We start from the raw sequence: 25,952 nt of genomic DNA, 5'->3' as shown, positions 1-25,952 counted from the left end.
GAGGTAAGGACAGCCGGGTGAAAAAAGAAGCAGCAGCTGAAAAGAAGACAAGACTTTCCCCAGAAGAACTCGCCCGCCGTATGGCCCAACTTGCCCTGGATAAAAAAGCCTACGATTTGGTTATCATCGATGTAAGAGGCCGTTCATCTTATGCAGACTTTATTATTGTGGCCAGTGCACGTTCCGCACGCCATGTCCAGGGAATTGCTGATAATATTGAAGATGAGCTTTACCGCGAAAGGATTTTCCCCTTGGGTACAGAGGGCAAAACAGAAGGTCAATGGGTGCTGATGGACTATGGTGATGTAGTTTTTCATCTTTTCTTTGAGCCTGTTAGAGAATTCTATGACATAGAAGGCCTTTGGATGGATGCCCCACGCATTGCGCCAGAAGACTGGGGCCTTATCCTTCCAGAACCTACCGAAGAAAATGAACATCAATAGACTTTTGCTCATCATTCTTGATGGCTGGGGCTTTCGTGAAGAAACCGAAGGAAACGCCATTCGTCTGGCGGGAACCCCTAACCTTGATGCCTTACAAAAAAGATACCCTTTCACTTTACTTAAATGTTCAGGGGAAGCGGTAGGGCTCCCGCCTGGCCAGATGGGAAACTCCGAAGTGGGCCATTTGAACATTGGAGCCGGCCGCATTGTCTATCAAGACCTTACCCGCATTAATTTAGCAATAAAAAACGGGAGTTTTTTTGAAAATCCCGTGCTCAAGGAAGCTTTTTCCCGAGCCAAACAAACCGGTGGCAAGGTACATTTGCTGGGCCTTGTATCAGATGGAGGGGTGCACAGCAGCCTTGAGCACCTTTTTGCCCTGCTTGAGTTTGCCAAAAAAGAAGGCCTATGCGAGAGAGTTTACGTGCATGCTTTTACTGACGGCCGAGACACTCCGCCTCAAAGTGCCAAAACCTACCTTGCCGCTGTCCAAAAGAAAATAGAAGAACTTTCCTGCGGTGCAGTAGCTTCTCTTTCTGGGCGGTACTACGCCATGGACCGGGATAAGCGTTGGGAAAGAGTAGCCAAAGCCTATTATGCCTTAGTGCTTGGCGAAGGCATTTACGCCGAAGATCCCTTAGAAGCAATAGAGAAAGCCTATGCACGCGGTGAGACTGACGAATTCATTAAGCCTACTGTAATTGTTAAGCAGGGGCACCCTGTAGCTCTCATAGAAGATGGCGACGTAGTAATATTTTTTAATTTTCGTGCGGATCGTGCCAGAGAACTTACCCGGGCCCTAACAGACCCAAATTTCAAGGAATTTGACCGCAAAAAATTTCCCAAACTTGCCTACTACGTGTGCATGACCCTTTACGACGAAACTTTTGATTTGCCAGTGGCGTTTCCTCCTGAGCATTTGGTCAACATCTGGGGCGAGGTGGTGAGTAAAGTCGGACTTTGGCAATTCAGAACTGCTGAGACCGAAAAATATGCCCACGTTACTTACTTTTTTAACGGCGGCGAAGAAAAACCTTTCCCTAAAGAAGAGAGAAAACTCATCCCTTCGCCACGGGATATTCCCACTTATGATAAAAAGCCTGAGATGAGTGCTTACGATGTAACCGAAGAAGTAATCCGTCGCATCAAAACAAGGAAATATCACTTTATTGTGATGAATTATGCTAATGGGGATATGGTAGGGCACACAGGGGTGCTTGAAGCGGCCATAAAAGCGGTGAAAGTGGTAGATGAATGTGTGGGTAAAGTCCTTGCCGCCTGGAGGGATGCCACTAATAACGCACCGGCCATTGTTACCGCTGACCACGGCAATTGCGAGATGATGATTGACCCTGAAACTGGTGGACCTTTTACCGCACATACCGGTAATCCGGTTCCATTTTATCTTATTGATGATAGATTTATTGGGAAAAGACTTTCGCCAGGCATCCTGGCAGATATTGCGCCCACAGGGCTTTATCTTATGGGGCTTGAAATCCCAAAGGAAATGACAGGCAAATTATTATTTGAACCTTAAACTCCTAAAAGAAATACTACGTGTTCTTTTTGTTTATGACCCAGAGGCCCGCCTTGACCTCTTTACCCATTTTCCGCGCTTGAAAAGTTTTTTCGCCAATAGGCGCAATTTTGCTATTTTGCGCACGTTTGGCGATATCATTTTTACTTGCCTCATCCTGATGGGACTTTTTGGCCCCCAAGACCCCTCTTCTAATATCATGCTTTTTATTTCCTGGGGTGTATGGTGGACAAGCATTGTTCTTTCCTGGTTTTTTGTAGGACGCATGTGGTGCGGTGTTTGTCCTTTCCCAGGGGTGGGTCGCATTCTTCAAGCCCTTGGGCTTTACCGGAAAAAACTGCCTCTTCAGACCTTTGCAAAATGGTGTGCTTACGGAGCAACAGGGCTCCTTGCTCTTATTCTATGGGTAGAGGCCGTAACCCACATGAAAAATTCGCCTTTTCTCACCGCGCTTTTGCTGCTTTCCATCCTGTTGGGAGCAACTATTTTTGCGGCCCTATACAAAGGACAGGCCTGGTGTCGCCATTTTTGCCCTATGGGAAAAATCATCGGCTCAGCGGCCACGATGTCTATTCTGGAATTCCGGCCCTTGTTAGATAAATGCAGAGGATGCAAGACTTTTGCGTGCAAAAGAGGGAAAGATGGCATCCCCGGGTGTCCTGTTTATTTGGGAGCTTACGCCGTAAAAAACAATCTTATTTGTTTGGTGTGTGGTCATTGTGTGCCTCTTTGTGATAGGGATTCCCCAAGGCTTTTCTTGCGTCACCCTTTAAAAGAGCTCATCCTTAACAAAGGCCGCTACTTAACCTGTGCTTACATTATCCCCTTTCTTATGGCTTCTCAGATATCAAGGTTTATTCAGGAAAGAACTTACTGGTACCAATCGTTTAAAGAATTTTTTGGCGGGCTTGAAATAATCTCCTATAGTTTGGTTTTGGCGGCTTGTTTTGTTCTTTTTCTGGGAATTATCCGTTTGGGTGCCCATCTATTTACTTTTTATGAAGATGAACTTTTTGGAAAATTTTCTCCTATGGTTCCGGTGCTGGTCCCCATGGCTTTTACCGGGGAGCTGGTGTATCGTCTGGACTATTTCTTAAAAGAAGTGGGAAACTTTTTTCCGATTTTGAGCCGGCAGTTTCATATTCAAACTTTTGCTTCCTGGGGTTTTGTTGTCCCTGAATGGCTGATAGTTTTTCTTTTAAAATTTGTTTTGGTTGTGGGAGGCATAGGCGCCACGTATGTATCCTGGGTTTTTTATAGTAAAGAGTTTGAAGGCCTTGTGCCTAAGAAGAATTTTTTTGCTATCTTGTTGTTGATATGGTCCATTACTTTGCTTTATCTTTGGCTCGTGTAGGAGACCAAACATGTCAGAAGAATTGAAATACGGCGAAAAAGCTATCCTTGAAGCTGAATTAGAACCCTGGCCGAATCCTTATCCTGATAGGGACTATCTTATCGAAATAACTTTTCCAGAGTTTACATGTTTGTGCCCGCGTTCAGGGTATCCGGATTTTGCCATCATCAAGATAGAGTATATCCCTGACAAGCAGATAATCGAACTGCGTTCTTTAAAGCTCTGGCTTAACAAATTTCGCAATCGCTATATTTCCCACGAAGCTGCTACCAACGAAATATTTGACGCCCTGTGGCAAACTTTGGCTCCGCGTTATCTCAAGGTAGTTGGGGATTTTCATCCCCGCGGCAATGTTCACACAGTAATCACCGTGGAACGCCGCAAAGAAGACTAATTGCCCAAGAACTTAAATATCTGTTCAACGGCCTTTTCTTCTATTTTTTCTTTTACTTTTTCTTCGACCCCTACCAAAGAGACCTTGGGTTTTTCCACGGTGCCTTTAATGGTAAGCGGGATTTCATAACCAGTTTTGGTTTTAAAAAGGGAAGCTCCGGGAAATTTTTTGGCAAAAACCTTGGCCAGCTTCCCAGACAATTTAAGTTTGGGACTTAAGTTTAAGCGCCCATCAAGGCCCACTTGCCCTAAGAGATCAAGGGCAAGCCCCTCTTTCGCAAAATGCCCTTTTAAGTTCACGAGACCATCTTTAACGGTATATCCCAGGGAACCATTTTCGAACATCAGGTTTTTTAGTTCGTCCACGTGAAGGAGTTGTGCGGCAAGAGTAGTTATCGCATTTTCCTTTAGGCCAACCTGCAAGAACTTGGCGTTTCCCTGGCCAGAGAGGGTCTTTTTTATGGCATCGGACCCTAGCCCCAGCGCAGAAAAAGCTCCCTCAGACCAGACCTTACCACTTACAAAGTAGTTACTCTCCGGGAAAAAACTTTCGCCTAAGGTGGGAAGATCCGCCCCTGCTACGGAATAGGCAAACTTGAGCTTGGGTGTTTTAGAAAGCTCAGAAACATTTCCATTTACTTGCGATATAGCCCCTGCAAAAAGAAAATTTAAGTTTTTAAGGTCAATGCGGTCTTGGGCAAGCTTGATGTTTGCTTTTACGTCTTCAGCACAAAGAGTATAACAAACTTCCCCAGCCTTAAATTGAATATTTCCTGCAATGGGGAGCACAAGGGGTTTGTTCTTCTGCGGTTCTTTGTTTGACGGGATCTCTTCTTGGTTAGCCTTTTCCTCTTCAGGTAAAAGGGATTTCAAATTGAATTTTTCGGCGGTGATAAGGAGATTAGCGTAGGGTGGAGTTCCCTTTAAAGATATTTTTCCTGAAATGTCCATTTTTTCGCCGTTTACAGCCACCTTGAGCTTGGGAGACACTTCTTCAGGATTAACTCTGATTAGGCCTTCTGCCTGAAGGGTGTAGGGTTTTTGTTCAAGAAGAAGGGGTTTGGGATAAAAGGTTAGCGCATAAAGAGGGTTTTGGGTGGTTCCCGCCAAAGCAATTTCCACGTCAAAATTACCATCTAACCTGGGAAGTTCAGCCTCTGGAAAAAGATAGGGTTTCAGTGCCTTAGCAAGCTCTTCTGCCTCTTTGAAACTTGCTTTATTCAAGGAGATATTTCCTTTTATCTTTTGCCCGCTAAGAAGGATTTCCCCTTTCATGGTTCCTGAAAGGATTTTTCCTCCGTTGAGTACAAATTTGGTCTCGCGTCCGGTGGCCTGTGCTTTAAAACTCAAGCCTTTTACCAGCGCATAATTATTCATCAGGAGATCAAAGCTTCCGTCACCACTAAAAACAAGGCTTGTTCCTTTTACTTTCAAGCCCCCGGCTAAAGAAAAGGTTGCTTTGGCAGGGGGAAGTTCTTTCTTAAGGTCAACGAATTCTATGAGGGCCTTTTCTATCTTGAGGTTTTGGAAAACTAGAGCTAGTTCTTTAGGCGGCGCCTCTTTTGGCGGCACTTCTTTGGCGGGTTTTGCTGCTTCTTTGGGGCCAAAGTATCTCACCAGATTGATAGTCCCGTCTTTTTCGCGCACGATTAATACCCTGGGCCTGATAAAGGCTACTTCAGAGACAACAAGCTTTCCCTGAAGTAAGGGGGAAAGCTTAAGGGCCAGGCGCAATTCATCGGCAGCAATTATATTTTGATGTGTTTTGGGATCTTTAAAGTCTATTTTACTAACTTTAATGCCGAAAAACCCTGAGCGTTTAATCTCTCCTATGGAGACTTGAAGGCCGGTGGCCTTTTCTAAGGGCGGCACAATAAGGGCTTCTATTCGTTCGGGAGTGAGATAACGACTGGCAACAAAATAAATCCCGACAATAACAACCAAAAATACAACTAAAACCGCAGCCAAAATTTTTGCTAGCTTATTCATGATTCCCCTCGCGACCAGAGATTTAAGCAATCAATCTTTAAAAAGTGTAACAAAAATTTTTAAATAATCATACTTAAAAGACAAAACTTTTTTTAAATTAGTGTGACGTTTCTGGGCAAGGAGGATCTTTTTTTAGCTGTTCTAATGAGATCTCTGGTTTGAAATAAATTTTTATCCCAAGGGAATCAAGGGCATAAAGGAGCCCTTTACAAGACGGCTCCTTCACAGGGACAATAAATGTATTTACCCCTTTTTCTTTCAACCATTCTGCTACAAGGGCACCCCGGTGCCGGTCTTCCTTGAAGTAAGGATTTTCAAGCACATATTCTCCTTTTACTTCTCCAGGTTTTTGAGAACAATCGATTTCAAGGATAAGAAAAGCTGGCGCACAGGCAAGATGCCCAGAAAAATTCTTTTTTTCGTCAAGGGGGATAGCAATTACCAGTTTTTCTATTTTGGGGGGCTCAAAATGGATGACTACCCGGTCTATTTCTGGAAACTGGTCATAGATTTCTTCTTCCATGATAGTTACGATTTCGTGGGCTTCATCCAAGGTGCGCACGTCAAGTATTATTTCAGCTTCTACAAAACTAAATCTACCCGAGCGCCTACCTGTTAGCCGTTTAATTTCTTTAACTTCCGGAAATGACCTAATTATTTCGGCGATACGAGCGGCAACTTCAGGCTCAATACCAGCATCCAGAAGTACTTTTAGAGAATCAATCATAATCTCCCAGCCGGTGTGAATAATGAAAATTGAAATAATTATCGCAGCTATATGATCTAACCAGGGGAACCCAATAGCTCCACCAATGAGACCAATCAGTATAATAGCCGAGCTAAAAAGATCTGTTTTCATGTGTTCCGCGTCAGCAGCCAGGCTTGGTGAGCCTGATTTTTTGGCGATCTTTAGTTCCCAGCGCGAGAAAAGCCAAAGTGCAATAGTTATGGCCAAAAGCCCCCCGGCAGCAACAGGAACTCTCTGGGCCTCTAGCACACTTTCTTCGCTTATAACCGAATGAATTATTTCAAATGCCGCGGCAAAAATAAAAAAGGAGGTAACCAGTGACGCGAGATTTTCCAATTTATAAAGGCCGTAGGGAAAGTCTTTGCTTTTGCGATCGGCAAATTTTAATCCAAGGAATACAGATATCGAGCCAATAACGTCAGTTAAAGAATGAATGGCATCTGCTTGCAGGGAAAGACTTCCTGAAAATTTACTCAGGAGATATTTGCTTGCTGCTAAGCAAAGATTAAAAATTGCTGCAAAGGCAGCTACCCGGGCAAGAACCTGCCCTTCGGTTTTTATCTGTTGCGTCTTAGTCGCCAACGCCAACCGCCTCTTTTGGGAGGGCCAGGATTAGTGCGCCTGATTTTCAGGCTACCACATTTTGGACAGCAGAGGACCCTTCCAGTCCCAAAAGGAACTCGCCAAACATGTCCACACACAAAACACTTAAATTCCCGATATTCTTCCATAAGCTCTTTTCCGAAATGTCGATATCAGTGTTGTGAGCACAAAAACTGTAGGGATTCGTCCCCATTTTTATCGGAACGAAAAATGGGAACGGATCCCGAGACATTTTTCTTAAAAATGCTCTTAACAACAAGCTAATCTTAATGAGATTCAATGTCAATTATACCACGGGAAAAGACTTTTAAAGAAGACAGGGAGATTTTTCTATTTCCATTTTGTCTATCTCGGATCTGTCTTATAAGTTTCATAATCTTTTTTCACCAAGTTTAAATCTATATTTCTCTTAATTGAGAAAAGACCCAGCTTTTCTACTTTATCTAAGACTTCTAAATATTTAAGTACAATGTGATATTGATTCCGATTCCAAAAATCATGAATAAGTATTTTTATATTTTCATTTCCGTAACATTTCAAGATAGTCTTTAAAGCACATGCTACTCTAAATCTACCGTCAATAAGTACTAAATCTATCTTTTGAGGATTGATAAAATGAAAAATGTTTGAAGAATATTTTTCAAAAACATTTTTATACGCATCCGACACTGGAAATCCCATTTCTTTAGTTGGCCCGATATTTACATAATAAATAAACAATCTTTCATTTTCAAACTTTTTAACAATCCTATATTTCCTCATATATTCTATCCATTCCATACTTGATTCAACTGTATATATAATTGATCTCGACTTTGCGAGCGCTCGCAATGTGCTACCCCCGAGCCCAAACTCCAAGTAGTGTTTTGAAGCTTTTATAAGCTTATCAAAAAGCAACTTCTCTTTCCTTTTCATCAAAAATGGATAAAATAAAGGATAAGGCAACTCTTGATCAATCTTTTTAATTATTCTGGATAGTTGTTTTGTAAACAAAGGCATAGAACAACCCTACCTCTTTAGACACAAAAAAACTTCATCTCTTACAGAATTTATCATAACTTGAATCAAGTTTAACTTTTAAAACGAATCAAGTTTTTTTCAACATCTTTTCTAATTTTGGCCTGTATAATAAAATACTTTTTCTAAAATTTAAAATTTTGCATTAAATATGGGAAAATGAAAAAAACTATTTTAAAATTATGGTTTTTAATAAGGCCTTACTGGCCTCTCATTTTTGTCTCCATTCTCTTTAGCAGTATCGCTTCTATTTTTTCGGGCTCTATAGCCTGGTTGGTAAAGCCTGTTCTTGACCGCATTTTCCTTGAAAAAAATTATATTTACCTCAAACTCATCCCCCTGGGGATAGTGGGAATCTATTTTTTGCGCGGGCTTGCAGTCTTTCTACAGGCCTATTTTATGCGTATAGCTGCCCTGAGGCTTGTAAATGACCTCAGGCAAAAAATATACGAGAAGATTCTAAACTTGCCTGTAGGACTTGCCACCAGAGAGACTTCCGGGCGCCTTATCTCACGCGTAATAAATGATACTTCTTTGCTTGAAGGGGCCCTAACTGACATCTTCCGCACTTTCTTTCTCGAAGGCCTTACGGTTTTGATCCTGGTGGGAGTGGCTTTCTGGCGCAGGTGGGATCTTACCCTGTTTGCCTTTACGGTCTTTCCTCTAGTGGCCATTGCTTCGCGCAAGCTGGCCCAAAAGACCCACCGCGTGCGGCACCTGGCTCAACAGGAAATGGCAAACGTCACTAATTGTCTGGCCGAGGGGCTCTCCGGGCTTAAAGACGTAAAAATTTTTCAACAAGAAAATTATATGAAAAGACGCTTCAACCAAGCAGTGGAGGCCTTTTATCGTTTCTCGCTAAAGCTTACTAAATACAATGAAGGGACAAAATTCGTGGTAAATCTCCTGGCCGGGGTGGGAGGGGGGCTTGTCTTTGCCTATGGCGGCCATCTCATTATTATCAAAGTTATCACCCCAGGAGACTTTTTCTCGGTACTTACCGCAATCCTTATGATTTTTAATCCCATAAAAAAACTCTCTTCGGCCTACAACAAGGCCCATGACGCCCTGGCCGCAGTGGAAAGGCTCGAAGAAGTATTAAAGCTTCCCCAAGAAAAAGAAGGTCAAAAAGAAGTTAATGCTGTTAAAAAGGGCTTTCGCTATGAAAAGGTAACATTTTGTTATCCCAACACCGAAGAGCCAGCCCTGCGCGGGGTCAACTTTTTTATTCCTGCAGGGAAGATCGTGGCCCTGGTAGGCCCTAGTGGTGCAGGGAAGACTTCGCTTGTTTCCCTCCTCCCCCGCTTTTATGACCCAACTTCTGGTCGTGTTACACTTGACGACACCGACCTTCGCGAGCTTAAGCTTTCTTCTCTCAGGCGTTTAATAGGTATAGTATCCCAGGACATCATCCTGTTTAACGTCTCCGTGGCGGAAAACATTGCCTTTGGCAAGCCCGGGGCTACCAGAGAGGAAATTATCAGAGCGGCCAAGATGGCCCACGCCCATGAGTTTATCCAGGAGCTACCCCAGGGATACGATACCATTCTGGGGGAAAAAGGCGTTGATCTCTCTGGGGGTCAGAAACAGCGCATAGCCATAGCACGGGCCATTTTAAAAGATCCCCCTGTACTTATTCTTGATGAGGCTACCAGCCATCTTGATACTGTTTCTGAGCGATTGGTACACGAGGCCCTGGAAAAGCTAATGCAGGGAAGGACGACCATCATCATTGCCCATCGGCTTTCTACTATAACCAAAGCCGATATAATAGCCGTGATGGATAAAGGAAATATTGTGGCTACCGGCAAACACGATGAACTTTTGCAAAAAAGTGAGCTTTACCAGAGACTATACAGCAGTTTCCAAGAATAATGAAAAAAAATCTTTCGATAGTGCTTATAACTTTTAATAGCGAACGTTATCTTTCAAAAGTTTTAAAGTCCTGTATATTTGCCCAGGAGATAGTGATTGTTGATTCCGGCTCCACAGATAACACAGAAAAAATCGCGAGAGAATTTGGCGCGCGGTTTATTCCCCATGAATGGCTTGGCTTTGGTAGGCAGAAACAATTTGCCGTAGAGCAAGCCCGAAATGACTGGGTTTTTGTGCTTGATAGCGATGAAATTATCCCTGAAGAATTACAGCACGAAATATTAGATGTTTTAGTTGAACCACAATTTAAGGCCTATAAGGTCCCGCGTCTAAATTATTTCTTTGGCAAACCCATCAAAACTTGTGGCCTTTATCCTGACTATACTATCCGCCTGTTTAATCGCAAATTTGCAAGATTTAGCGATGATGCGGTTCATGAGAAAGTTTTATACGATGGCCCTTTAGGAAAATTTAAAAATTATTTGATTCATTTTGCTTACGAAAGTGTAGATGAATTCATAGAAAAACAAAACCGCTACTCAAGTTTGGCCAGAAAACCTAATCGCTTAAAGGCTATTTTTTCACCCAAATGGACTTTTTTTCAGAAATTCATCTTACAGCGAGGCTTCTTAGACGGCTGGCACGGATACCTAATTGCCAAACTTTATAGTCAATATACTTTCTGGAAGTATGTTAAGACCTAATTAGCTCTTGATAGATTTTTTCTATTTTATCAACCATCTTATCAAGAGAATATTTTTCTTCTACTAGTTTGCGACCGTTTTCCCCAAGTTTTTTAGCTAAATCAGGATTTTTCATCATCCAAAAAATAGCATTTTTTATCTCTCCTGGATTAGCTGGAGGAATTAAAATCCCGGTTTGTTTATGGATTATAACTTCAGGAATTGCCCCTACATTAGTAGCTATTACAGGCCTTTTCATTGCTAATGCCTGAAGGACTGCTTGAGGGACCCCTTCATGTCCTGTTGAAGGATGAATAAAAATGTCAATTACGGCCAAGATATCCGGAATATCTTCTTGATACCCCAAAAATTCAACTTTTTCCGTCAATCCAAGTTCCTTAACCATATTAATTAAGTTATTCCTTTGGGGACCATCCCCAACTATTATTAATTTTATATCTGAAACTTTTTGAACGAGTTCTTTAAAGGCCGGAATTAGATACCGATGTCCTTTCCAGCTACGCAAAACAGACACACAACCTAAAACTACTTCCCCTTTTTTAAAAAACGGAAGATCACTATTAGGACAGAATTTTTCGATATCAATACCGGTTGGAATGGACTCTATCCTTGAAGAAATTTCTGGAAAAACGGTTATAAAATATTCTTTAATATGTCGGCCTGTGGTAATTAAATAATCGGCTGAAGAATAAAGGATCTTACTAAAGAAATTTCTTTTTACAGGAGTTGATAGATGTCGAGTCCTAACCAATATTTTATTAGTCAATTTCTTTACGAAAAGACCGTGCCAACTGTCTCGACTACTATGTGTATGAATAATATCGATATTATGCTTTTGAACGATATTCCTCAAATTTAAGGTGATCTTGAGAGATCTTTGATGTATAGGGATCTCAAAGACTTTGATGTTATGTTTTTTAGCTTTTTTTGCTATTTTTGATTCTTCTGGCGCGGCCAAAGCAACCGAATAACCCCTTTCCTGAAAAGCAACGAGTTCCTTTAAAACTCTGATCTCTTGCCCCCCCCACCCTAATGACGCTTCTGTATGTAAAATTTTTAGCTGCCTATGCATTTTTTTCTACAACATTATGGAAAAGTTCGTATAGTTCCTTTGCTCTGTCATCAAAAGTTCGAGAACTTTTCCAGGCATTAAAGGCGATTTTTTGCCTCTCTTCAGGGCTCATAGCAAATATTTCTTCGAAAACCTTTATTAGAGATTCCGGCTCACGAGGGTCGTATAGAAAACCATTGTAGCCATGCGTGACAATTTCCTTAATGGGGGGAGTCGCAGAACAAATTACCAAACTAGACGAGGATAAGTACTCAAATAATTTTATAGGCAATGAAAATTTATTTTCTATATAATTTGGATTATTAGGAATTATAAATACTTTTTGTCTTTTTAGTATTTCCTTTATTTCAGTAAAATTTTTAAACGACACTAATTTTATATTTTTATTTAGTCTGTTAACAATTAAGTCCTGTTTCATTTTTAAAAGGTTTTCTTCTGGTCCGCCTATAATATGAAATTTAAGGTCATATCTATTATTGATAGCATATATTGCCGTGACTAATTCTCCAATTCCTTTCCAGTCATATAAACTACCAATATAATAAACACTAGAAATTTCCGAAAAGTCCTTAGGCATAAAATCAAAATCAAATCGAGAAGCGTTATAAACGGTATGTTTATTTTTGATATTAAATTGTTTAGAACAACTATTAGCAATAGTGTTATTAACAAATGCAACTACATCTGCATTTTCTAAAACAAATTTTTCATAATTTAGCAATCTTTCTTTCGACTTAGGACTCCTTACTGTTTCAGAAAAAAGCTCATGACATTCGTAAATAATTTTATAATTTTGTCGCCTTTTTCTATTTTTTATTACCGCATATGCTGTTTTCAGATGTCTTAAATATAATATATCATAGCATACAATCTTACGCTTTATAAAAAAATTGAATATAGCATTAGATTTAAAACAAAGCATTCGACGATAAATGTGATTAATACACACACCAGACAAATCTACGTTATAAATTTTTTCTATCTCTTCTCTGGTGCCACTTTTTTCGATAAAGAGATCTACATCTAAGTCCATTTTCGCAAGACTGGCAGCAGTATAGACAAAAGAAACACTTCTTGCTTTTTGAGAAGGAAGAGGTTCAGGATATATCAGTGCTACTTTTAACCTTTTTTTAGCCATGGTCCCAAATTTTCTCGGAAATAAAAAGCGTAAAAAGGATAAAACCTCCTAAATCTAAAGTTTCAATAAATCCCCTAAGAAAATAATGACAAAACATAACTAAAAATAAAGAAAAATAAAATACCTTTATATTTAGATCATAGCTTTTTCTAAATGATAAAACAAAAGATCTTTTTAGGCTTAAAACAAAAAGTGGTATAAAAACAAAAAATCCCAAAAGCCCCTGACGTATTATAGTTTGTAAATATATCCCCTCGTCAGAATGATATACATAGCGTCCTTCTTTTTTATCGTAATGACCAAATCTTTTAGGAACGTTGTGCTCTTCTAAAAAACGAAAATAAAGCTGCCTTCCATAACCAAGTCCTAGTATGGGATGATGTTTGAAAATTACAGGAAATCTGTCGGCAATAATTTGGTCTCTTCCGTTGGGAGACAATCCTCTATGAAAGGCGGCTTTGACTTTAGGATGATTAAGCAACGCAGCAAATCCAATCAACATAACAAGAAGAGGAATGGCTATCAACTTGATAATTGTTTGCCTCTCATATTTAAGAAAATATCTCTTATAAAGAAAGTGAACTACAAATAAAATAAATAAAATTATTTCTAGCATACAAGATAAGTAAGCTCCTCTTGCCCCAGTTAGCACTAATAATATAAGACCAAAAGTAATTTCGACTAGAATTACTATTCTTAATAGCATATTTGAAAAATAAATAATCCCTGCCAGGGCAAAAGGCAAAAATATAGGGACATAAAAAGAATAGTTACGATCTGGAATAAACTTTGGAGAAAAAATATTAACAGTATGGGACACCTGAATAGTTTTATAAAAAAAATAAAAATTATTTATAAAAAAAGTAAAAATAAAAGCTAATAAAACCGTTTTGATTTTAAGGTTTTTATCTCTAATGAACAGGAAAATACCTACCAATGACAGGGGAACCCAATAAGTCTTCTTTATCCACTTAAACGAATATAGAGGGTCAGCAGAGAATAAGGCTGAAATAGTAAGCGATACAAAAAATGCTAGGACTAACAAAAAAATAGATTTATCAAACCTAGGGAAATACTTTTTAACCGCTAGAAAATAAACTATGAAAACATATCCAGCGATAGCAGAAATAGTTTTTATAGTCGTTAAATGTTCACTAAAACTCGACCATATGCCAGCGAAAAGAAAAAATGCTAAAATATAATCTAAATTAACTTTAGATTTAATTACCATATCTCATATGTCCTCTTATAAGCTCTATAATTTTTTGTGCAGTTTTAGACCAGGTGAAATTTTCTGATACATGTTTTACACAATTTTTTGAGAGATTTTCCCAATTTTTTTCAGCCATTTCAATTTTAGCAACTAGATCATTTACATCCTTCGGCCTAAAAAGGTAGCCATTATAGCCATCGCGGATGATCTCGCGAATTCCTCCGTTGTTACTTCCGACTACCGGTATCCCGCAGCTCATAGCTTCAACTACGGTTATTCCAAATGCCTCATGACCGATACTGGGCTGGACAAAGATATCGGCCATGGAATAAAAGGCTGGCAAATCTTTATGCTCCCGTTCCCCGAGAAAAAATACCTGCTCTGAAACCCCAACGTCTTGACAAAGTTTTTGTAATTCAGACAAATAAGGCCCTTTCCCAATTAAAACATAAACGTACTCATTAAGCTTAGGGAGTGCTTTTATAACTAATTGATAGCCTTTCCAGCCTACGATCCTACCAACGCTCAGAAGAACCTTCTTTTGGTTAAAATTATATTTTTTTCTCAATAGTTCTCTATGCTTAAGATTGAATCTAAATTGGTTTATATTAACCCCATTATAAACTACATGAACTTTTCTTTTGTATCTACTTGAAATTATCTCTGCATTAGCGTTACTAACAGCAGCCATTATATCTACTTTAGAGGAAAATCTACGATCAAAAAAATAGAAATCCTCTCCACCAGAAATAAAAAAAGTAATTATATTAGGATTTAATCGCTTTACATAAGAGGCCACAAAAAAATCAAAAGGTTTTAGTAATATTAAACAATCAAAATTGGCTAAATGTTTTCTTCCTCCTAACAAGAAAAAACTTAGCCTTTCCCCAAATTTTTTGAACCGATTTCCCAAGTTTGGTATTTTCTCTCTTGAAATATAAGAAAACATTTTAATCGGGAGCTCGGGATATTTGACATGTTCCCCTATTCCAGTGATTATTTCAGCATATACTTTCTGTCTATTTAGTTCGTTTGCAACTTCCCAACAAAATGTTTCAATTCCACCAGTTTTATTTGCCGTAGTTACGTTATAAATTCCTATACGCATGACACCCTTCGTTGTATTATTTCCTCTATTGCATACATCACTTCTTTAGGAGTTATAAGTTTCATGGCTTCATTAGTGTTGTCCTTTCTTTTCTTTTTCAAATATTTTAGACCTTCAGGTTTAAAAATTACCTTGTGAATTTCAAGATCCTGAATGGGACCTGTATCTTCTGGCTTACTTAAGGCGAAAAGAGATACCGTAGGCACTTTTAACGCAATGGCAAGATGAAGAGGACCTGTATCCGGAGTAACTAATAAATCTAATCGCTTGAGATAATATGGCAGTTCTGCAATAGATAACTTCCCTGTTAAGTCGATAATTTTTTCACAAAAATATTTCTTGACATGTTTAAAAAAAAGATCGGCTAATTTTTGTTCATTTTTGTTCCCAAACAAAACAATTTTAAACTTTTCAAAGTTTTGTGATATTAGTTCTGCCAAATTACTAAAATATTCTGGCGGCCATGCTCGGCTCCAATGAGAAGCTCCTAACTGAAATCCTATAATAATCCCTTCTCTATTAGAGATAGATCTTTCTGCCCTTTTTAAAAAAGTTTTATTATTCAGCTCTCCAATTTCCATTTTTTCTGTAAATTTCTCCCCCCCCATTAACTTTACTAATAGAAGCCTTTTCCTTATAGCATGTATGGGGAGTTCTTTTTGAACGTAAGACAAATATGCCATAGAATCTCTATTCGGCTTACTTTTTAAAATTATCTTAGCTCCACTTAGTAAAGCAATTTCTATATCTTGAGGAGAGTTTCCATGCAATATCAAGCAGGCATCATATTTTTCCTCTTTTATATGGGTTATAGTAGAAAAAAATCTCTTATATCCGCCATAATAAGGAATTATCTTGTCTATAATAGACATATTTGAAAACAAATCCACATAATTTCTATGTATTAGACAAACGATTTTTGCCCTTGGAAAGGACATTTTAATACTTTTAACAGCTGGTGTTGACATAATAGTATCACCAAGTGCTGTATTAGAAATCACTAAAATCCTGTATATATCTCCTTGGAACTCATCCAAAGGAATGACTCTTTTTTTATTAAAAACGGAAATATATCTACGAACAAAAAAACTTGTGACTTTCTTAGGAAACATAACTAGTATTTTCTTTTATTAACTTTACAATCTCTTTAGTTTTATCTTCTATTTTAAAATGATTTATTATTTTTTCTCTAGAAAAACTTTTTATTTTACAAGCTTTCTCTATTTTTCTTGACAGATCATTTACATCTAAACTAGCAATCATCCCATCTGCACCTTCATCAATAATTTCGTGAGCTCCGTTAAAAGTGCTAGTTACAACGGGAACATTAAAAGATAACGATTCAAGACAAGTATTTGCAAAAGGATCATAAAGCGTTGGTAAAACAAATACATCAATATTTTTCAGATATGGCCTTATATCTTTTTGTGCTCCTAGAAAAAGAATTCTTTCCTGCAACCCGAGCTTTTTGACTAAACGCTGATAATGTTTCTGTTTCTTGTCTCTTCCTATAACAACAAGTCTGGCCTTTAAAGACATATTTGATAAAGCCTTTAAAAGAAGCCCAAGTCCCTTGCGAAAGAAATCGCTTCCTATAAAACCAAGAATTATCTCATCTTTTCTTTTAATATCACATTTAGACAAAGCAATTTTATTCGGATCAAAGTAGTTAACATCAATTCCGTTGTATATAACTACGATATTTTTAGCTATCTCTCTATTATAAACGGTTTTAAAGTCATTTTTTACCATCCGGGAGTTAGCAATTATTTTTCTTGCCTTCTTAAGGCACTGTTTCTCTAACCAAGCTATTGACTTGTGTTTTATATTATATTTTATATCTAACCCTTTTATTTTTGATGAAAACTTTGCTTTTTGTGCCAACCACTTAAGATGACAACCATCTGACGCTCTATATACACAATCAGAAAGGATTCTGTCAAAACTAAAAACCAAATCAAATTTATATTTTTTTAAAAAACCCTTTACTTGAAGAGCAAAAACTAAGTCTGATAAGGGGGCCTTAATTTTAGGTAGCGTGTGAATTACTACATTTGGAGTAACTTTTTCATCCCAGGTTTGAGATAAGAGATGAATATCAAAACTATTCTCTTTTGTTAAGGCGTTTAACAATCTTTTGAGATATTGTTCTGCTCCGCCGTGAAAGCGGAATTTTTTCTTCACAAATAAAATGCGGGGCATGGAGACTAGGAAAGACCTTCTTCCTGCATTAAAATCAGGGCTGCTATGGGATATCTTGTTTTAGCACGGAAATATCGGCCCCAGACTTTTGCCGAGGTCGTTGGCCAAGAACATGTCGTGCGCACCCTTAAAAACGCCATATCCCAAAACCGCGTGGCGCATGCCCTGCTTTTTTCGGGCATCCGCGGTGTAGGTAAGACTACCATAGCTCGCATTCTTGCCAAGGCCCTTAATTGCGATAAAGGGCCTGCTGAGGAACCCTGCAATGAATGTAGCGCCTGTCGCGAAATAACCGAAGGCCGCGCAGTAGATGTTCAGGAGATCGACGCCGCTTCTAACCGTGGCATAGACGAAATCCGCGAACTCCGCGAAAACGTAAAGTTTCCGCCTTCTCGCCTGCGCACCAAGGTTTATATTATCGACGAAGCCCACATGCTTACCCGCGAGGCCTTTAACGCCCTACTTAAGACCCTAGAAGAACCACCTCCTCACGTAAAATTTGTCCTCGCCACTACAGAGCCTCATAAGATTCCAGTAACAATTCTCTCCCGCTGTCAGCGCTATGATTTTCGCAGGCTCTCCTTTGCCAAGCTTGTTTCTTTTCTTGCTCAAGTTTGTGATAAAGAAAACGTATCCATAGAAGAAAACGCTTTGGAAATAATAGCCCGTGAAGCCGAGGGTAGTGTGCGAGATGCCCTTTCTCTACTTGACCAGGCAATTTCTTCAGGAGTGCGTACGGCAGAAGATGCCCGCGAACTCTTTGGACTGGCAGATAATTTTCTTCTTGAGCAATTGGCTCGGGCTATAATTGCGCGGGATTTAGCTTCTTGTTTTAGCCTTGTAAATCAAGCCTATGAGCAAGGTCTTGATTTGACTTTTCTAGCCCAGGATTTAGTTGAATTTTTTCGCAATCTCCTTGCGTTAAGAAGCTCTTCTGGACGTGTGGTGCTCGATATTCCAGAAAGTGAGCTTTCCCTTTTAAGAGAACTCTCCCTGGAGGTAGAACCCCAGGAGCTTCTTATCCTTTTCCAGACTCTCCTTGCTGGTTTTGAGGCTCTTAGAAGAAGCCCTGTTCCTAAACTATCCCTTGAGCTGATGCTAGCTAAGGCCTGTGAAATAGGACAAGTAGTCGCCCTTGATAAACTCTTTGAAAAAATAGCAGAGATCAAAGCCTTCGTTCCTTCTTCAGAGATTTCGTCTGAAAAGGCTGAACCCTCAGCGCAAAAAACAAAAGCTCAAGATGTTTCTTGGGAAGAATTTGTTACCAAGCTTAAGGAAGAAAAACCTACCCTGGGGGCCCTTTTTGAAACCCTTTCGCCGCCGAGTCAGGACGGGAACAAACTGGTTTTAGTGGCTCCAGAACATCCTCTATTAGAGGACAAAGACGCCCTTTTACGTGTAAAAGAACTTGCCTTTGAATTGTTGAAAAGGCCCCTTGAAATTCAGGTACACCACGAAGAAGAGTCTTCCTCAAAGCGACAAAAGTTGGTAGAAAAGCCAATTGTTCAAGACACCCTTAAAATTTTTGGGGGACGCATTGCCAAAGTAAAAATCTATGAAAAGGAGTAAACCATGCAGAACATGCAAAGCTTGATGCGCCAGGTCCAGAAAATGCAAAAAAAGATAGCTGAACTCCAAGAAGAGCTTGCCAAAAAGACTGTTGAAGCCTCTGCTGGAGGAGGTATGGTGACCGCAGTGGTAAATGGTCGCCAGGAGCTTGTAGCCATCAAGATAGACCCCGAAGTAGTTAATCCAGAAGACATTGATATGCTTCAAGACCTGATCGTCGCTGCGGTAAACGAGGGCATTAGGCGTTCTCAGGAAATGGTTGAACAGGAAATGGCTAAAATTACAGGCGGGCTTAAAATCCCGGGGCTTTTTTAATCCATGGCGTTTCCTGATCCTTTAAAAAGGGTCATTAAAAACCTAGCAGCATTACCTGGTCTTGGGGAAAAGTCAGCCACCAGGCTTGCACTCTATCTTTTGAGCCGCCCTCGAGATGAAATAAAAGAACTTGCCTTTAGCCTTTTAGAGATGAGCCAGAAGGTGCGGCTCTGTAGGCGATGTTTTAACTTTGCCGCAGAAGATCTCTGCCCTATTTGTCAGGATCCAGAAAGGGATAGCTCTATTCTCTGTGTAGTGGAAGATCCGGCTTCTTTGTCTGCCATAGAAAAGGCAGGGGTTTATCAGGGCCTTTACCACGTGCTCCATGGGGTACTTTCCCCAAGAGATGGTATAGGCCCTAAAGAATTGCGCCTTCCTGCTTTATTCTCGCGCATTGAGCAGGAAAACATAAGCGAAATCCTCATCGCCTTATCTCCTACCGTGGCAGGCGAAGCCACGGCTTCTTATCTGGTTCAGGCGCTTAAGGAATTTCCCATAAAGATTACGCGTCTTGCGTGCGGGGTCCCTATGGGAATGGATGTCAAATATGCGGATAAATTAACCTTAAAAAGGGCCCTTGAAGCCCGGCAGCCATTTTAGGCTTTACTATTTCGGGATTAAGAACTAGTTCACCACAGCATTGTTTTATCTTTGCTCCTAAAATTACAAAGAGACAAAATTGCCAGGATCAGAGTTGAAGCATAATGACGAGAGATCCGTTCCTATTTTTCGGAACGAAAAAATGGGAACGGATCTTAAAACAGAGCTTAAGTGTTTTGAAAGTCTCTACAAAATAATAGCTTTTTGCGATATTCATTGAACTCTCCTGGTGATGATTGACAAACTTCATTATTTACGCCTTGATGCGAAACTTAAAATTTCCCGGATCCAGCCAAATATGCCCAAAATAATCAGTACACCAATAAAAGCTGCAACTTCGCGAGGCACTATAAATCCTGTTTGAGGTTTTGACATGGAAGATTGGGTTTCATTTGCTATATTTTCTATATTAAGCTTTAGCTCGGTCCTGTGTCCCATATTATCCGAGACAACAATTTCCCATAGGCCAGGGACGTCTGGCAAAAAGGCAAAGCGTCCGTTTCGATCGGTGCGCCCCCTTTGAAAGGAAAACTTACTCCCTGAGGCGCGAATCACTACTTTCACGTAACTGGCGGGTTCTCCGTCATCATAAGCAACCGAAACAACCCCTACGCCGTTATGGTAAGAAACCGAACCCTCCATCCCGTGAGCAAAAGCCATAGCAGGAAACCAAAAAATAATGCCCGTTAACCACAAAAATATTTTCATAGTCTTTAGAGATATCTAGAATTTCAAAAAAGCCTGAGATCGCCTCGTATATGGAAGAGGCAGCCAAAAGCGATCTCAGGCCAAAACTTCATAAAATTAAAATCCAAAGGTTAGCGTGCATTTATAGCTGGCATAGTCCGCCTTTTTCGGATCAGGATAATGGGTCTGGTACTCACTTTTTACAAGCCATGGGCCTTTTCTTTTTAAAATTTTTATCTGAGCAACCCCTTCTTTGTCTGTCCTGGTGGCCCAGGCGAAAGTCTCTTTCAGATCGCTAAACCCGGCATAGGTGGCATAAACCCAGTTGCGCAAAGGCTTACCCTTAAAAAGGAGTTTCACTTTAAAAAGATCCCCCTCTTTAAGGAGGGAAGGATTAGCAAGCGGCACAAAATAAAAGTTTGATTCAGGGATCAAAATCTCTGGGAGATCTTGCTTTCCCCCCACACTAATAAGGGCCATAGCGGTATTACATATCCATTTGGCATAAAGAATTTCCTTCCCTTTAAGTTCCTCTCTTGTCTTGTAAAACCAGCCCTCTGTAGTTTTGGCGCCAAAATTTTTGGCAATTGCTACCACCACATAAACGCCATTATCTTTGACTCTAAATTTTATGGGCAAGGGTTTTCCGTCTTTAACCTCAAAAGGTAACGCGGTCTTTTTGCCTGTTGGGGAAATCATAAATACTTTTATGCTTTCTAGTACTGCCTCTTGAGCCTGAATAGAATGAGGAAAAGAATGCCCCCAACCAATAGAAATGGTCACAGTGTCTCCCTTTTTGGGAGAGTAATTATCTACATCTAACCATAGGAAATGAGCCCTACATACTCCGGCAAAAAGAATTGCGAAAACAAAACAAGAACAAAAGAGTAATAACCTTTTCATAAAAACCTCCCTGGATATTAGTAATTAATCAAGAAACCAACCCAAAAAGTCCTGGGCCAGGCAACAGCATAGTTTTTAGAGTCACGAAAATAAGAGGCACTCTGGGCATAATGTTCGTCAAATAAATTCTTTATACTAAAGAATATCTCTGTACTTTTATTTTTGTCATATTTCCAATTATATGAGGTATAAAAGTCAACAACATCATAGCCATCATAAGTATAAAGATTATAATTATCCATATAATATTTACCAACGTGACGCCACTTAATCTCAGAAGCCAAGTTCTGTATAAATTGGTACTTCACTCCTATAGTAAAAATAGGACTTGGCACACGTGGCACTTTTTTGCCTTCAAGATTAGGATCGGGATTATCTAAAATTTCAGTATCAATTAAAGATAGGTTTCCATAAATTTCTAGTGACTCTAAAGGATATAACTCTAAAGTTGCCTCCAGACCTTTGCGTCTGGTTTTACCAACGTTTTGATAAATGCCAGACCCAGGAGGATTTTCTTGTATTTCATTGGTAGTATCTAATATGTAGAGAGCTAGATCGAAAAATAAATGTTTATTAGGAGTAAAAGTAAATCCTATTTCATACTGTTCTACTTTTACCGGATCAACATTGATATTGGGATCGTACTTAGCCTCCCCTTTGGGCAAGGCAAAACCTTGAGAATAACTTGCTCTAAAATCTAAAGGATCAAGAATCTGTGAACGAAAACCTATTTTAGGGCTAAAGACATCAAAGTCATTCATATCATGACGAAATCCCGAAGTACCTGGGTCTCGGTTTTCATACTCGCCACCAAAAGTATCGTAACGTATTCCGAGTTCTGGTCTAAAATAACGCGAAATTTTCAAGTTAGCCTGCGCAAAAACAGAAAAGGTTTTTATTATAAAAGTCCTATCTTGGGTTTGAGTAATTCTTACACGATTAGAAGTATCCCAGCGCTTCCAATCAGTATTTTCATAATAAAACTCAGAACCTATAACGCCGGTCACAGGATATGACTTAAGAAGAGACTCAAAGTTTAGGCTTCCACCGGTTCCGTAAACATGCCGAAAGTAATTTCTTTCTGTTTGCCCTCCTGGATCATAACCAAATTTGGCAAAACGAGTAAAATCTTGCTGGGTGGCATAAACCCAGTAAAGAAGGCGAACATTATCTTTTAGATTGTAGCCTAAGTCTATACGCTGTGAATAGAATTCTTTATTGCCTCCGTCATTTTCAGCATTAACAGCCTGATGTTTAGAGGCTTCACGATCAAGAAACTGATATTCTGGAAGATAACCAGGAGCATTCCAGTCAGAAGCATGAAATCTTAAACTTAAACCAGCATCTAGCTTATCACTAAATTTATAACCAAATCGAGAGACAAAATTACCTTTAATCCATTCTGAATTATCCTGATAACCATCAGTTTTATAAAACTGAAAAGCCATATTAGTCTGTATTGAGTCAAGAATTTTAAAACCTAAAGCAGACTCTACGTCTAAAGTATCAAAAGAACCATAATTTGCCTTAATTTTTTTATATTCTCCCCCCTTCTTAGTTATAAATGAAATGGCACCAGCTCTGGCAAAATTACCAAAAAGAGGAGAAATAGGTCCCTTATAAACTTCAACTTTCTCTAACTCTAAGGGAATAATAACGTTCATATCTGCATAACCATCGGCATGAGATTCACCTTCATTTAAAGGAATACCATCAACATATATAGCAATATCTCCACCATGAGCACCACTTCTAAAGCCTCGCATCATTATAGCATTGGCAACACCACCCTGATTATAGTTTATAATCTCGATTCCCGGCACTTGTTCTAATAGTTCATCAGTACGTTGTATAATCTGCTTTTCAATATCGCCTTCTTTAATAACATTTACTGTTCCAGGGATAGATTGCGTTGAAATAGCTTCTCCTTTAACAAGGATATCTCCTAAATCTACCGAAGAAGAATCATCACCACTTTCTGCAAAAACCACAGCAAAACCAGATAAAACAAAAAAGATTAACAAACATAAAACAGACCTTAGCTTACCAAAACTCATGTTCCCCCCTCCTTTTCGGACTTATTATTTAAAACAGGAAAACTAATGTTCCCAAAAATTCCTTAGGCCACTCCCTACTTTTCACCTCCCTTTTAAAATTAAGCGAGTTTTGTAGCATTTTTTTAATTTTTTTGCAACTATATCAACAAAAATTTTTGTAAAATAGCAAGACATCATCCTTAGAATTAAATGAGTACTGATTAACGGGAGCATGCTTTATCCGACAGGGTGTCATCGCGAGACGACGTAGTGGCCGTGGCAAGATCATGGGATTGCTTCGCTTCGCTCGCAATGATACTGTTCAAGTGTCGCCTGTTTTACGCTCTTAGTGATAAAATGAGATCTTTGGAAAGCTCCTTTCCTTAAGGTCAGTTCTGAAATCCGTTCACATTTTCGTTCTGGAAAAAAAGAGAGATCTCTTAGGGTTGTGTGCAACGCTAATCCCGGTAATTTTGCAAAGTTTTTAAGCCCGAGTTTGACAGTTAATAGGTAAAATTTGCCCTTCTCGAAAAGAACTTCCCTTTATTTTCAAGGGTTTCAGAGGATGGAGGGTGTTTATTTTCTAAAAATACATAGATACACGATTTAGAAAAAACTCTTGACAAATATAATTTTCTGTGCCGATGATGATAGCATCATGTACATCCGCACCACCGCCAGAAAAAACAAAGATGGCTCCCGCGTCGAATACCTACAACTCGCCCATAACTACTGGGACCCTGTAAAAAAACGCCCTCGCCCCAAGGTCATTGCCAACCTCGGCCGCAAAGACCGCCTGGATCTTGATCGTATCCGTGACATGATCCGGGCGCTTTCAAAACTTCTTCCTGCCAATGAAGCCGCAGAAATAACAGCTATGATTGAGGCCTCAGGTCTTCCCTTTAAGGTCAATTGGGCCAAGTCTGCAGGTGGAATTTATTTTCTTCGCAAGCTCTGGAACTCCTTCGGGCTTAAGGAATTTTTCGAGAAGAAGCTTAAAGAGAGGCGTTTTGAGATACCGGTGGAGGTGGCCATCTTTGCGATGGTAGCCGGAAGGGCGCTTGCGCCAGACTCAAAGCTTTCCACCTACCAGTGGATCAAGGAGGAGGTTTACTTTACTGAGGGGCAAGGGCTTGAGCTTCATCATTTTTACCGGGCCATGGATTTTCTAGTAGAGGTGGGAGAAGGGCTTGAGAAGGAGATTTTCAAGCGAGTGGCCAATTTATTTAACCTGAGGGTGGATTTGATCTTTTTTGACACCACAAGTGTGTATTTTGAGACGGAAGTAGAAGATAGCTTAAGGAAGCGAGGGTATTCACGGGACAGGAGGCCTGATTTACCGCAGGTGGTAGTTGGGCTGGCGGTGACGCGAGAGGGGATACCGGTAAAGGCGTGGGTATTTCCAGGGGACACGCCGGATGTGAAGGCGGCCTTTCGGGTGCAGGAGGAGCTGAGATCATTTTCGGTAGGGCGGATCATATGGGTTTGCGACCGAGGGATGGTAAGCGAGGAGACGAGGGTGGTGTTTCAGAGGGCAGGAGGGGGCTACATTTTAGGGGAGCGTCTTCGAAGCGGCTCAGAGATGGTAGAGGAGGTTTTGGCTACGGGAGGACGCTACCGTGAGGTCAGGGACAATCTTTGGGTGAAAGAGGTTCGTGTGAAGCGCGGGACCAAGGAGCGCAGGTATGTACTGGTTTACAATCCTGAACGGGCAGCAAGGGACAAAGCCATAAGAGAAGAGATTTTAAAGGCTCTTGAGCAAGAGATTGAAAGGATCAAGGGGCTTTCAGGTTTACGGAGGCAGAGGGCGGAATGCCGGCTGAGGAGAAGTCCGGTCTTGAGGAGATTTTTGGCGGCGGATTCTTTGAAGATAGAGCGGGAGAAGGTAAAGCGAGAGGAGCGTCTTGACGGGAAATATCTTCTTTCGACTACGGAGGAAGATCTTTCGGCGGAGGAAGTGGCCCTTAGTTACCGGAACCTGCAGGAGGTGGAGAGAGCTTTTCGGGAGCTTAAGCACCGTTTTGATATAAGGCCGATGTATCATCGATTAGAGGAGAGGATCAGGGGGCACGTGATGCTTTGCTGGTTGGCGCTGCTTATGGGAAGGCTAGTGGAGCTTAAGGTTGGGGAGAGTTTTTCGCGGATTAGGCGGAAGCTCGGGCGGATTTGCGTGGTGGAGCTTGAGTACACGAGAGAAGACCAAAAGGAGAAGGTCTACAGGTGGACGGAGATAGAACCCCGGGGCAAAGGGATTTTCAAGAAGTTAGGGGTACCCCTTCCTCAGGCCTACGAGTTTAAATTTTCCGCGAGATCTAAGTAATTCAAAGAGCTGGTCAAACGAGAAGTATAGCTCTAGTACTCACGCCTGATTTTGGGCGATGTCCGCAAAAGCTTTATTATCAATAGATACAGCCTTTTCGTGTATCCATGAACTGTCAAACTCAGG

22 protein-coding genes are annotated in these 25,952 nt (G+C 40.2%); 10 read left to right on the top strand and 12 right to left on the bottom strand.

What is annotated here, in order from left to right; translation table 11 throughout:
* Positions 1-17 precede the first annotated feature (17 nt).
* Genes rsfS through queF form a run of 4 tightly spaced genes read left to right on the top strand, consistent with a single transcriptional unit; the run spans position 18 to position 3,728 of the window.
* Positions 18-443 carry a ribosome silencing factor gene (gene rsfS / locus H528_RS0101675; protein ID WP_022852619.1) on the top strand — a complete coding sequence of 142 codons (426 nt, stop codon included), beginning with the start codon at positions 18-20 and terminating at the stop codon, positions 441-443.
* Positions 430-1,980, top strand: a complete 1,551-nt coding sequence (gene gpmI, locus H528_RS0101670; protein WP_022852618.1) for a 2,3-bisphosphoglycerate-independent phosphoglycerate mutase — start codon at positions 430-432, stop codon at positions 1,978-1,980. The genes rsfS and gpmI overlap by 14 nt, the downstream gene beginning before the upstream one ends.
* Positions 1,970-3,334 carry a 4Fe-4S binding protein gene (locus H528_RS12200; protein ID WP_022852617.1) on the top strand — a complete coding sequence of 455 codons (1,365 nt, stop codon included), beginning with the start codon at positions 1,970-1,972 and terminating at the stop codon, positions 3,332-3,334. Before gpmI ends, H528_RS12200 begins: the two co-directional genes overlap by 11 nt.
* 10 nt (positions 3,335-3,344) lie before the next feature.
* Complete coding sequence (gene queF / locus H528_RS0101660; protein WP_022852616.1) at positions 3,345-3,728, top strand: preQ(1) synthase; 384 nt, start codon at positions 3,345-3,347, stop codon at positions 3,726-3,728.
* Here the strand turns inward: queF and H528_RS0101655 are convergent.
* The 3 genes from H528_RS0101655 to H528_RS12190 form a co-directional block, all read right to left on the bottom strand.
* Positions 3,725-5,716 (bottom strand): DUF748 domain-containing protein, encoded by a 1,992-nt coding sequence (locus H528_RS0101655; RefSeq protein WP_022852615.1) that lies wholly within the window; start codon positions 5,714-5,716, stop codon positions 3,725-3,727. The two genes, queF and H528_RS0101655, sit on opposite strands and share 4 nt — an antisense overlap.
* A 97-nt stretch (positions 5,717-5,813) precedes the next feature.
* Positions 5,814-7,046, bottom strand: coding sequence for a cation diffusion facilitator family transporter (locus H528_RS12195; protein ID WP_022852614.1), 1,233 nt, complete (start codon positions 7,044-7,046; stop codon positions 5,814-5,816).
* A 366-nt stretch (positions 7,047-7,412) separates the two neighbouring features.
* The gene (locus H528_RS12190; protein ID WP_022852612.1) at positions 7,413-8,066 is read right to left on the bottom strand and encodes a hypothetical protein; all 654 of its coding nucleotides are present in this window, start codon (positions 8,064-8,066) and stop codon (positions 7,413-7,415) included.
* 177 nt (positions 8,067-8,243) lie between these two features.
* Here H528_RS12190 and H528_RS0101635 point away from each other — a divergent pair, with 177 nt between their 5' ends.
* Both H528_RS0101635 and H528_RS0101630 read left to right on the top strand, forming a co-directional pair.
* Positions 8,244-9,959, top strand: coding sequence for an ABC transporter ATP-binding protein (locus H528_RS0101635; protein ID WP_022852611.1), 1,716 nt, complete (start codon positions 8,244-8,246; stop codon positions 9,957-9,959).
* Complete coding sequence (locus H528_RS0101630; RefSeq protein WP_022852610.1) at positions 9,959-10,663, top strand: glycosyltransferase family 2 protein; 705 nt, start codon at positions 9,959-9,961, stop codon at positions 10,661-10,663. The genes H528_RS0101635 and H528_RS0101630 overlap by 1 nt, the downstream gene beginning before the upstream one ends.
* Here H528_RS0101630 and H528_RS0101625 read toward each other — a convergent pair.
* The 6 genes from H528_RS0101625 to H528_RS0101600 are packed head-to-tail and all read right to left on the bottom strand — an operon-like array spanning position 10,653 to position 17,378.
* Entirely contained in the window at positions 10,653-11,735 is a 1,083-nt protein-coding gene (locus H528_RS0101625; protein WP_022852609.1) for a glycosyltransferase family 4 protein, read from the bottom strand. The genes H528_RS0101630 and H528_RS0101625 overlap by 11 nt on opposite strands.
* Positions 11,728-12,873, bottom strand: a complete 1,146-nt coding sequence (locus H528_RS0101620) for a glycosyltransferase family 4 protein (RefSeq protein WP_022852608.1) — start codon at positions 12,871-12,873, stop codon at positions 11,728-11,730. The genes H528_RS0101625 and H528_RS0101620 overlap by 8 nt, the downstream gene beginning before the upstream one ends.
* Entirely contained in the window at positions 12,866-14,104 is a 1,239-nt protein-coding gene (locus tag H528_RS0101615) for an O-antigen ligase family protein (protein ID WP_022852607.1), read from the bottom strand. The genes H528_RS0101620 and H528_RS0101615 overlap by 8 nt, the downstream gene beginning before the upstream one ends.
* Positions 14,094-15,194 carry a glycosyltransferase family 4 protein gene (locus tag H528_RS14665; RefSeq protein WP_022852606.1) on the bottom strand — a complete coding sequence of 367 codons (1,101 nt, stop codon included), beginning with the start codon at positions 15,192-15,194 and terminating at the stop codon, positions 14,094-14,096. Before H528_RS14665 ends, H528_RS0101615 begins: the two co-directional genes overlap by 11 nt.
* A complete protein-coding gene (locus H528_RS0101605; RefSeq protein ID WP_022852605.1) occupies positions 15,185-16,306 on the bottom strand; it encodes a glycosyltransferase family 9 protein in 1,122 nt (373 codons plus the stop codon). Before H528_RS0101605 ends, H528_RS14665 begins: the two co-directional genes overlap by 10 nt.
* Positions 16,296-17,378: a glycosyltransferase gene (locus tag H528_RS0101600; protein ID WP_218969813.1), complete on the bottom strand. Its 1,083-nt coding sequence runs from the start codon at positions 17,376-17,378 to the stop codon at positions 16,296-16,298. The genes H528_RS0101605 and H528_RS0101600 overlap by 11 nt, the downstream gene beginning before the upstream one ends.
* Positions 17,379-17,441: 63 nt before the next feature.
* On the opposite strand from H528_RS0101600, the gene dnaX reads away from it, so the two are divergent.
* Genes dnaX through recR form a run of 3 tightly spaced genes read left to right on the top strand, consistent with a single transcriptional unit; the run spans position 17,442 to position 19,880 of the window.
* Positions 17,442-18,965 (top strand): DNA polymerase III subunit gamma/tau, encoded by a 1,524-nt coding sequence (gene dnaX, locus H528_RS0101595; protein WP_022852603.1) that lies wholly within the window; start codon positions 17,442-17,444, stop codon positions 18,963-18,965.
* Between the two features lie 3 nt (positions 18,966-18,968).
* Positions 18,969-19,280: a YbaB/EbfC family nucleoid-associated protein gene (locus tag H528_RS0101590; protein WP_022852602.1), complete on the top strand. Its 312-nt coding sequence runs from the start codon at positions 18,969-18,971 to the stop codon at positions 19,278-19,280.
* A gap of 3 nt (positions 19,281-19,283) precedes the next feature.
* The gene (gene recR, locus H528_RS0101585) at positions 19,284-19,880 is read left to right on the top strand and encodes a recombination mediator RecR (RefSeq protein ID WP_022852601.1); all 597 of its coding nucleotides are present in this window, start codon (positions 19,284-19,286) and stop codon (positions 19,878-19,880) included.
* Positions 19,881-20,129: 249 nt separating this feature from the next.
* On the opposite strand, the gene H528_RS13895 is transcribed toward recR, so the two are convergent.
* From H528_RS13895 to H528_RS0101565, 3 genes are all read right to left on the bottom strand, one after another.
* A complete protein-coding gene (locus H528_RS13895) occupies positions 20,130-20,588 on the bottom strand; it encodes a hypothetical protein (protein WP_051132462.1) in 459 nt (152 codons plus the stop codon).
* A 96-nt stretch (positions 20,589-20,684) separates the two neighbouring features.
* Entirely contained in the window at positions 20,685-21,470 is a 786-nt protein-coding gene (locus tag H528_RS0101570) for a DUF4198 domain-containing protein (protein ID WP_022852599.1), read from the bottom strand.
* A 17-nt stretch (positions 21,471-21,487) separates the two neighbouring features.
* Positions 21,488-23,527, bottom strand: a complete 2,040-nt coding sequence (locus H528_RS0101565) for a TonB-dependent receptor (protein WP_022852598.1) — start codon at positions 23,525-23,527, stop codon at positions 21,488-21,490.
* Positions 23,528-24,125: 598 nt separating this feature from the next.
* Between H528_RS0101565 and H528_RS0101555 the strand changes: the two genes are divergently transcribed.
* Positions 24,126-25,826 (top strand): IS1634 family transposase, encoded by a 1,701-nt coding sequence (locus H528_RS0101555; protein WP_157608069.1) that lies wholly within the window; start codon positions 24,126-24,128, stop codon positions 25,824-25,826.
* Positions 25,827-25,952: the final 126 nt, after the last annotated feature.

This window comes from Thermodesulfatator atlanticus DSM 21156 (assembly GCF_000421585.1).
Taxonomy (GTDB): domain Bacteria; phylum Desulfobacterota; class Thermodesulfobacteria; order Thermodesulfobacteriales; family Thermodesulfatatoraceae; genus Thermodesulfatator; species Thermodesulfatator atlanticus.
This window is presented reverse-complemented; position numbering and strand designations above follow the sequence as displayed.

Excerpts from the sequence above, each read along its gene's own strand:
- gpmI (WP_022852618.1), top strand. The coding sequence starts at position 430 with ATGAACATCAATAGACTTTTGCTCATCATTCTTGATGGCTGGGGCTTT.
- queF (WP_022852616.1), top strand. The coding sequence starts at position 3,345 with ATGTCAGAAGAATTGAAATACGGCGAAAAAGCTATCCTTGAAGCTGAA.
- H528_RS0101655 (WP_022852615.1), bottom strand. The coding sequence starts at position 5,716 with ATGAATAAGCTAGCAAAAATTTTGGCTGCGGTTTTAGTTGTATTTTTG.
- H528_RS12190 (WP_022852612.1), bottom strand. The coding sequence starts at position 8,066 with ATGCCTTTGTTTACAAAACAACTATCCAGAATAATTAAAAAGATTGAT.
- H528_RS0101635 (WP_022852611.1), top strand. The coding sequence starts at position 8,244 with ATGAAAAAAACTATTTTAAAATTATGGTTTTTAATAAGGCCTTACTGG.
- H528_RS0101630 (WP_022852610.1), top strand. The coding sequence starts at position 9,959 with ATGAAAAAAAATCTTTCGATAGTGCTTATAACTTTTAATAGCGAACGT.
- H528_RS0101625 (WP_022852609.1), bottom strand. The coding sequence starts at position 11,735 with ATGCATAGGCAGCTAAAAATTTTACATACAGAAGCGTCATTAGGGTGG.
- H528_RS0101620 (WP_022852608.1), bottom strand. The coding sequence starts at position 12,873 with ATGGCTAAAAAAAGGTTAAAAGTAGCACTGATATATCCTGAACCTCTT.
- H528_RS0101615 (WP_022852607.1), bottom strand. The coding sequence starts at position 14,104 with ATGGTAATTAAATCTAAAGTTAATTTAGATTATATTTTAGCATTTTTT.
- H528_RS14665 (WP_022852606.1), bottom strand. The coding sequence starts at position 15,194 with ATGCGTATAGGAATTTATAACGTAACTACGGCAAATAAAACTGGTGGA.
- H528_RS0101605 (WP_022852605.1), bottom strand. The coding sequence starts at position 16,306 with ATGTTTCCTAAGAAAGTCACAAGTTTTTTTGTTCGTAGATATATTTCC.
- dnaX (WP_022852603.1), top strand. The coding sequence starts at position 17,442 with ATGGGATATCTTGTTTTAGCACGGAAATATCGGCCCCAGACTTTTGCC.
- H528_RS0101590 (WP_022852602.1), top strand. The coding sequence starts at position 18,969 with ATGCAGAACATGCAAAGCTTGATGCGCCAGGTCCAGAAAATGCAAAAA.
- recR (WP_022852601.1), top strand. The coding sequence starts at position 19,284 with ATGGCGTTTCCTGATCCTTTAAAAAGGGTCATTAAAAACCTAGCAGCA.
- H528_RS13895 (WP_051132462.1), bottom strand. The coding sequence starts at position 20,588 with ATGAAAATATTTTTGTGGTTAACGGGCATTATTTTTTGGTTTCCTGCT.
- H528_RS0101570 (WP_022852599.1), bottom strand. The coding sequence starts at position 21,470 with ATGAAAAGGTTATTACTCTTTTGTTCTTGTTTTGTTTTCGCAATTCTT.
- H528_RS0101565 (WP_022852598.1), bottom strand. The coding sequence starts at position 23,527 with ATGAGTTTTGGTAAGCTAAGGTCTGTTTTATGTTTGTTAATCTTTTTT.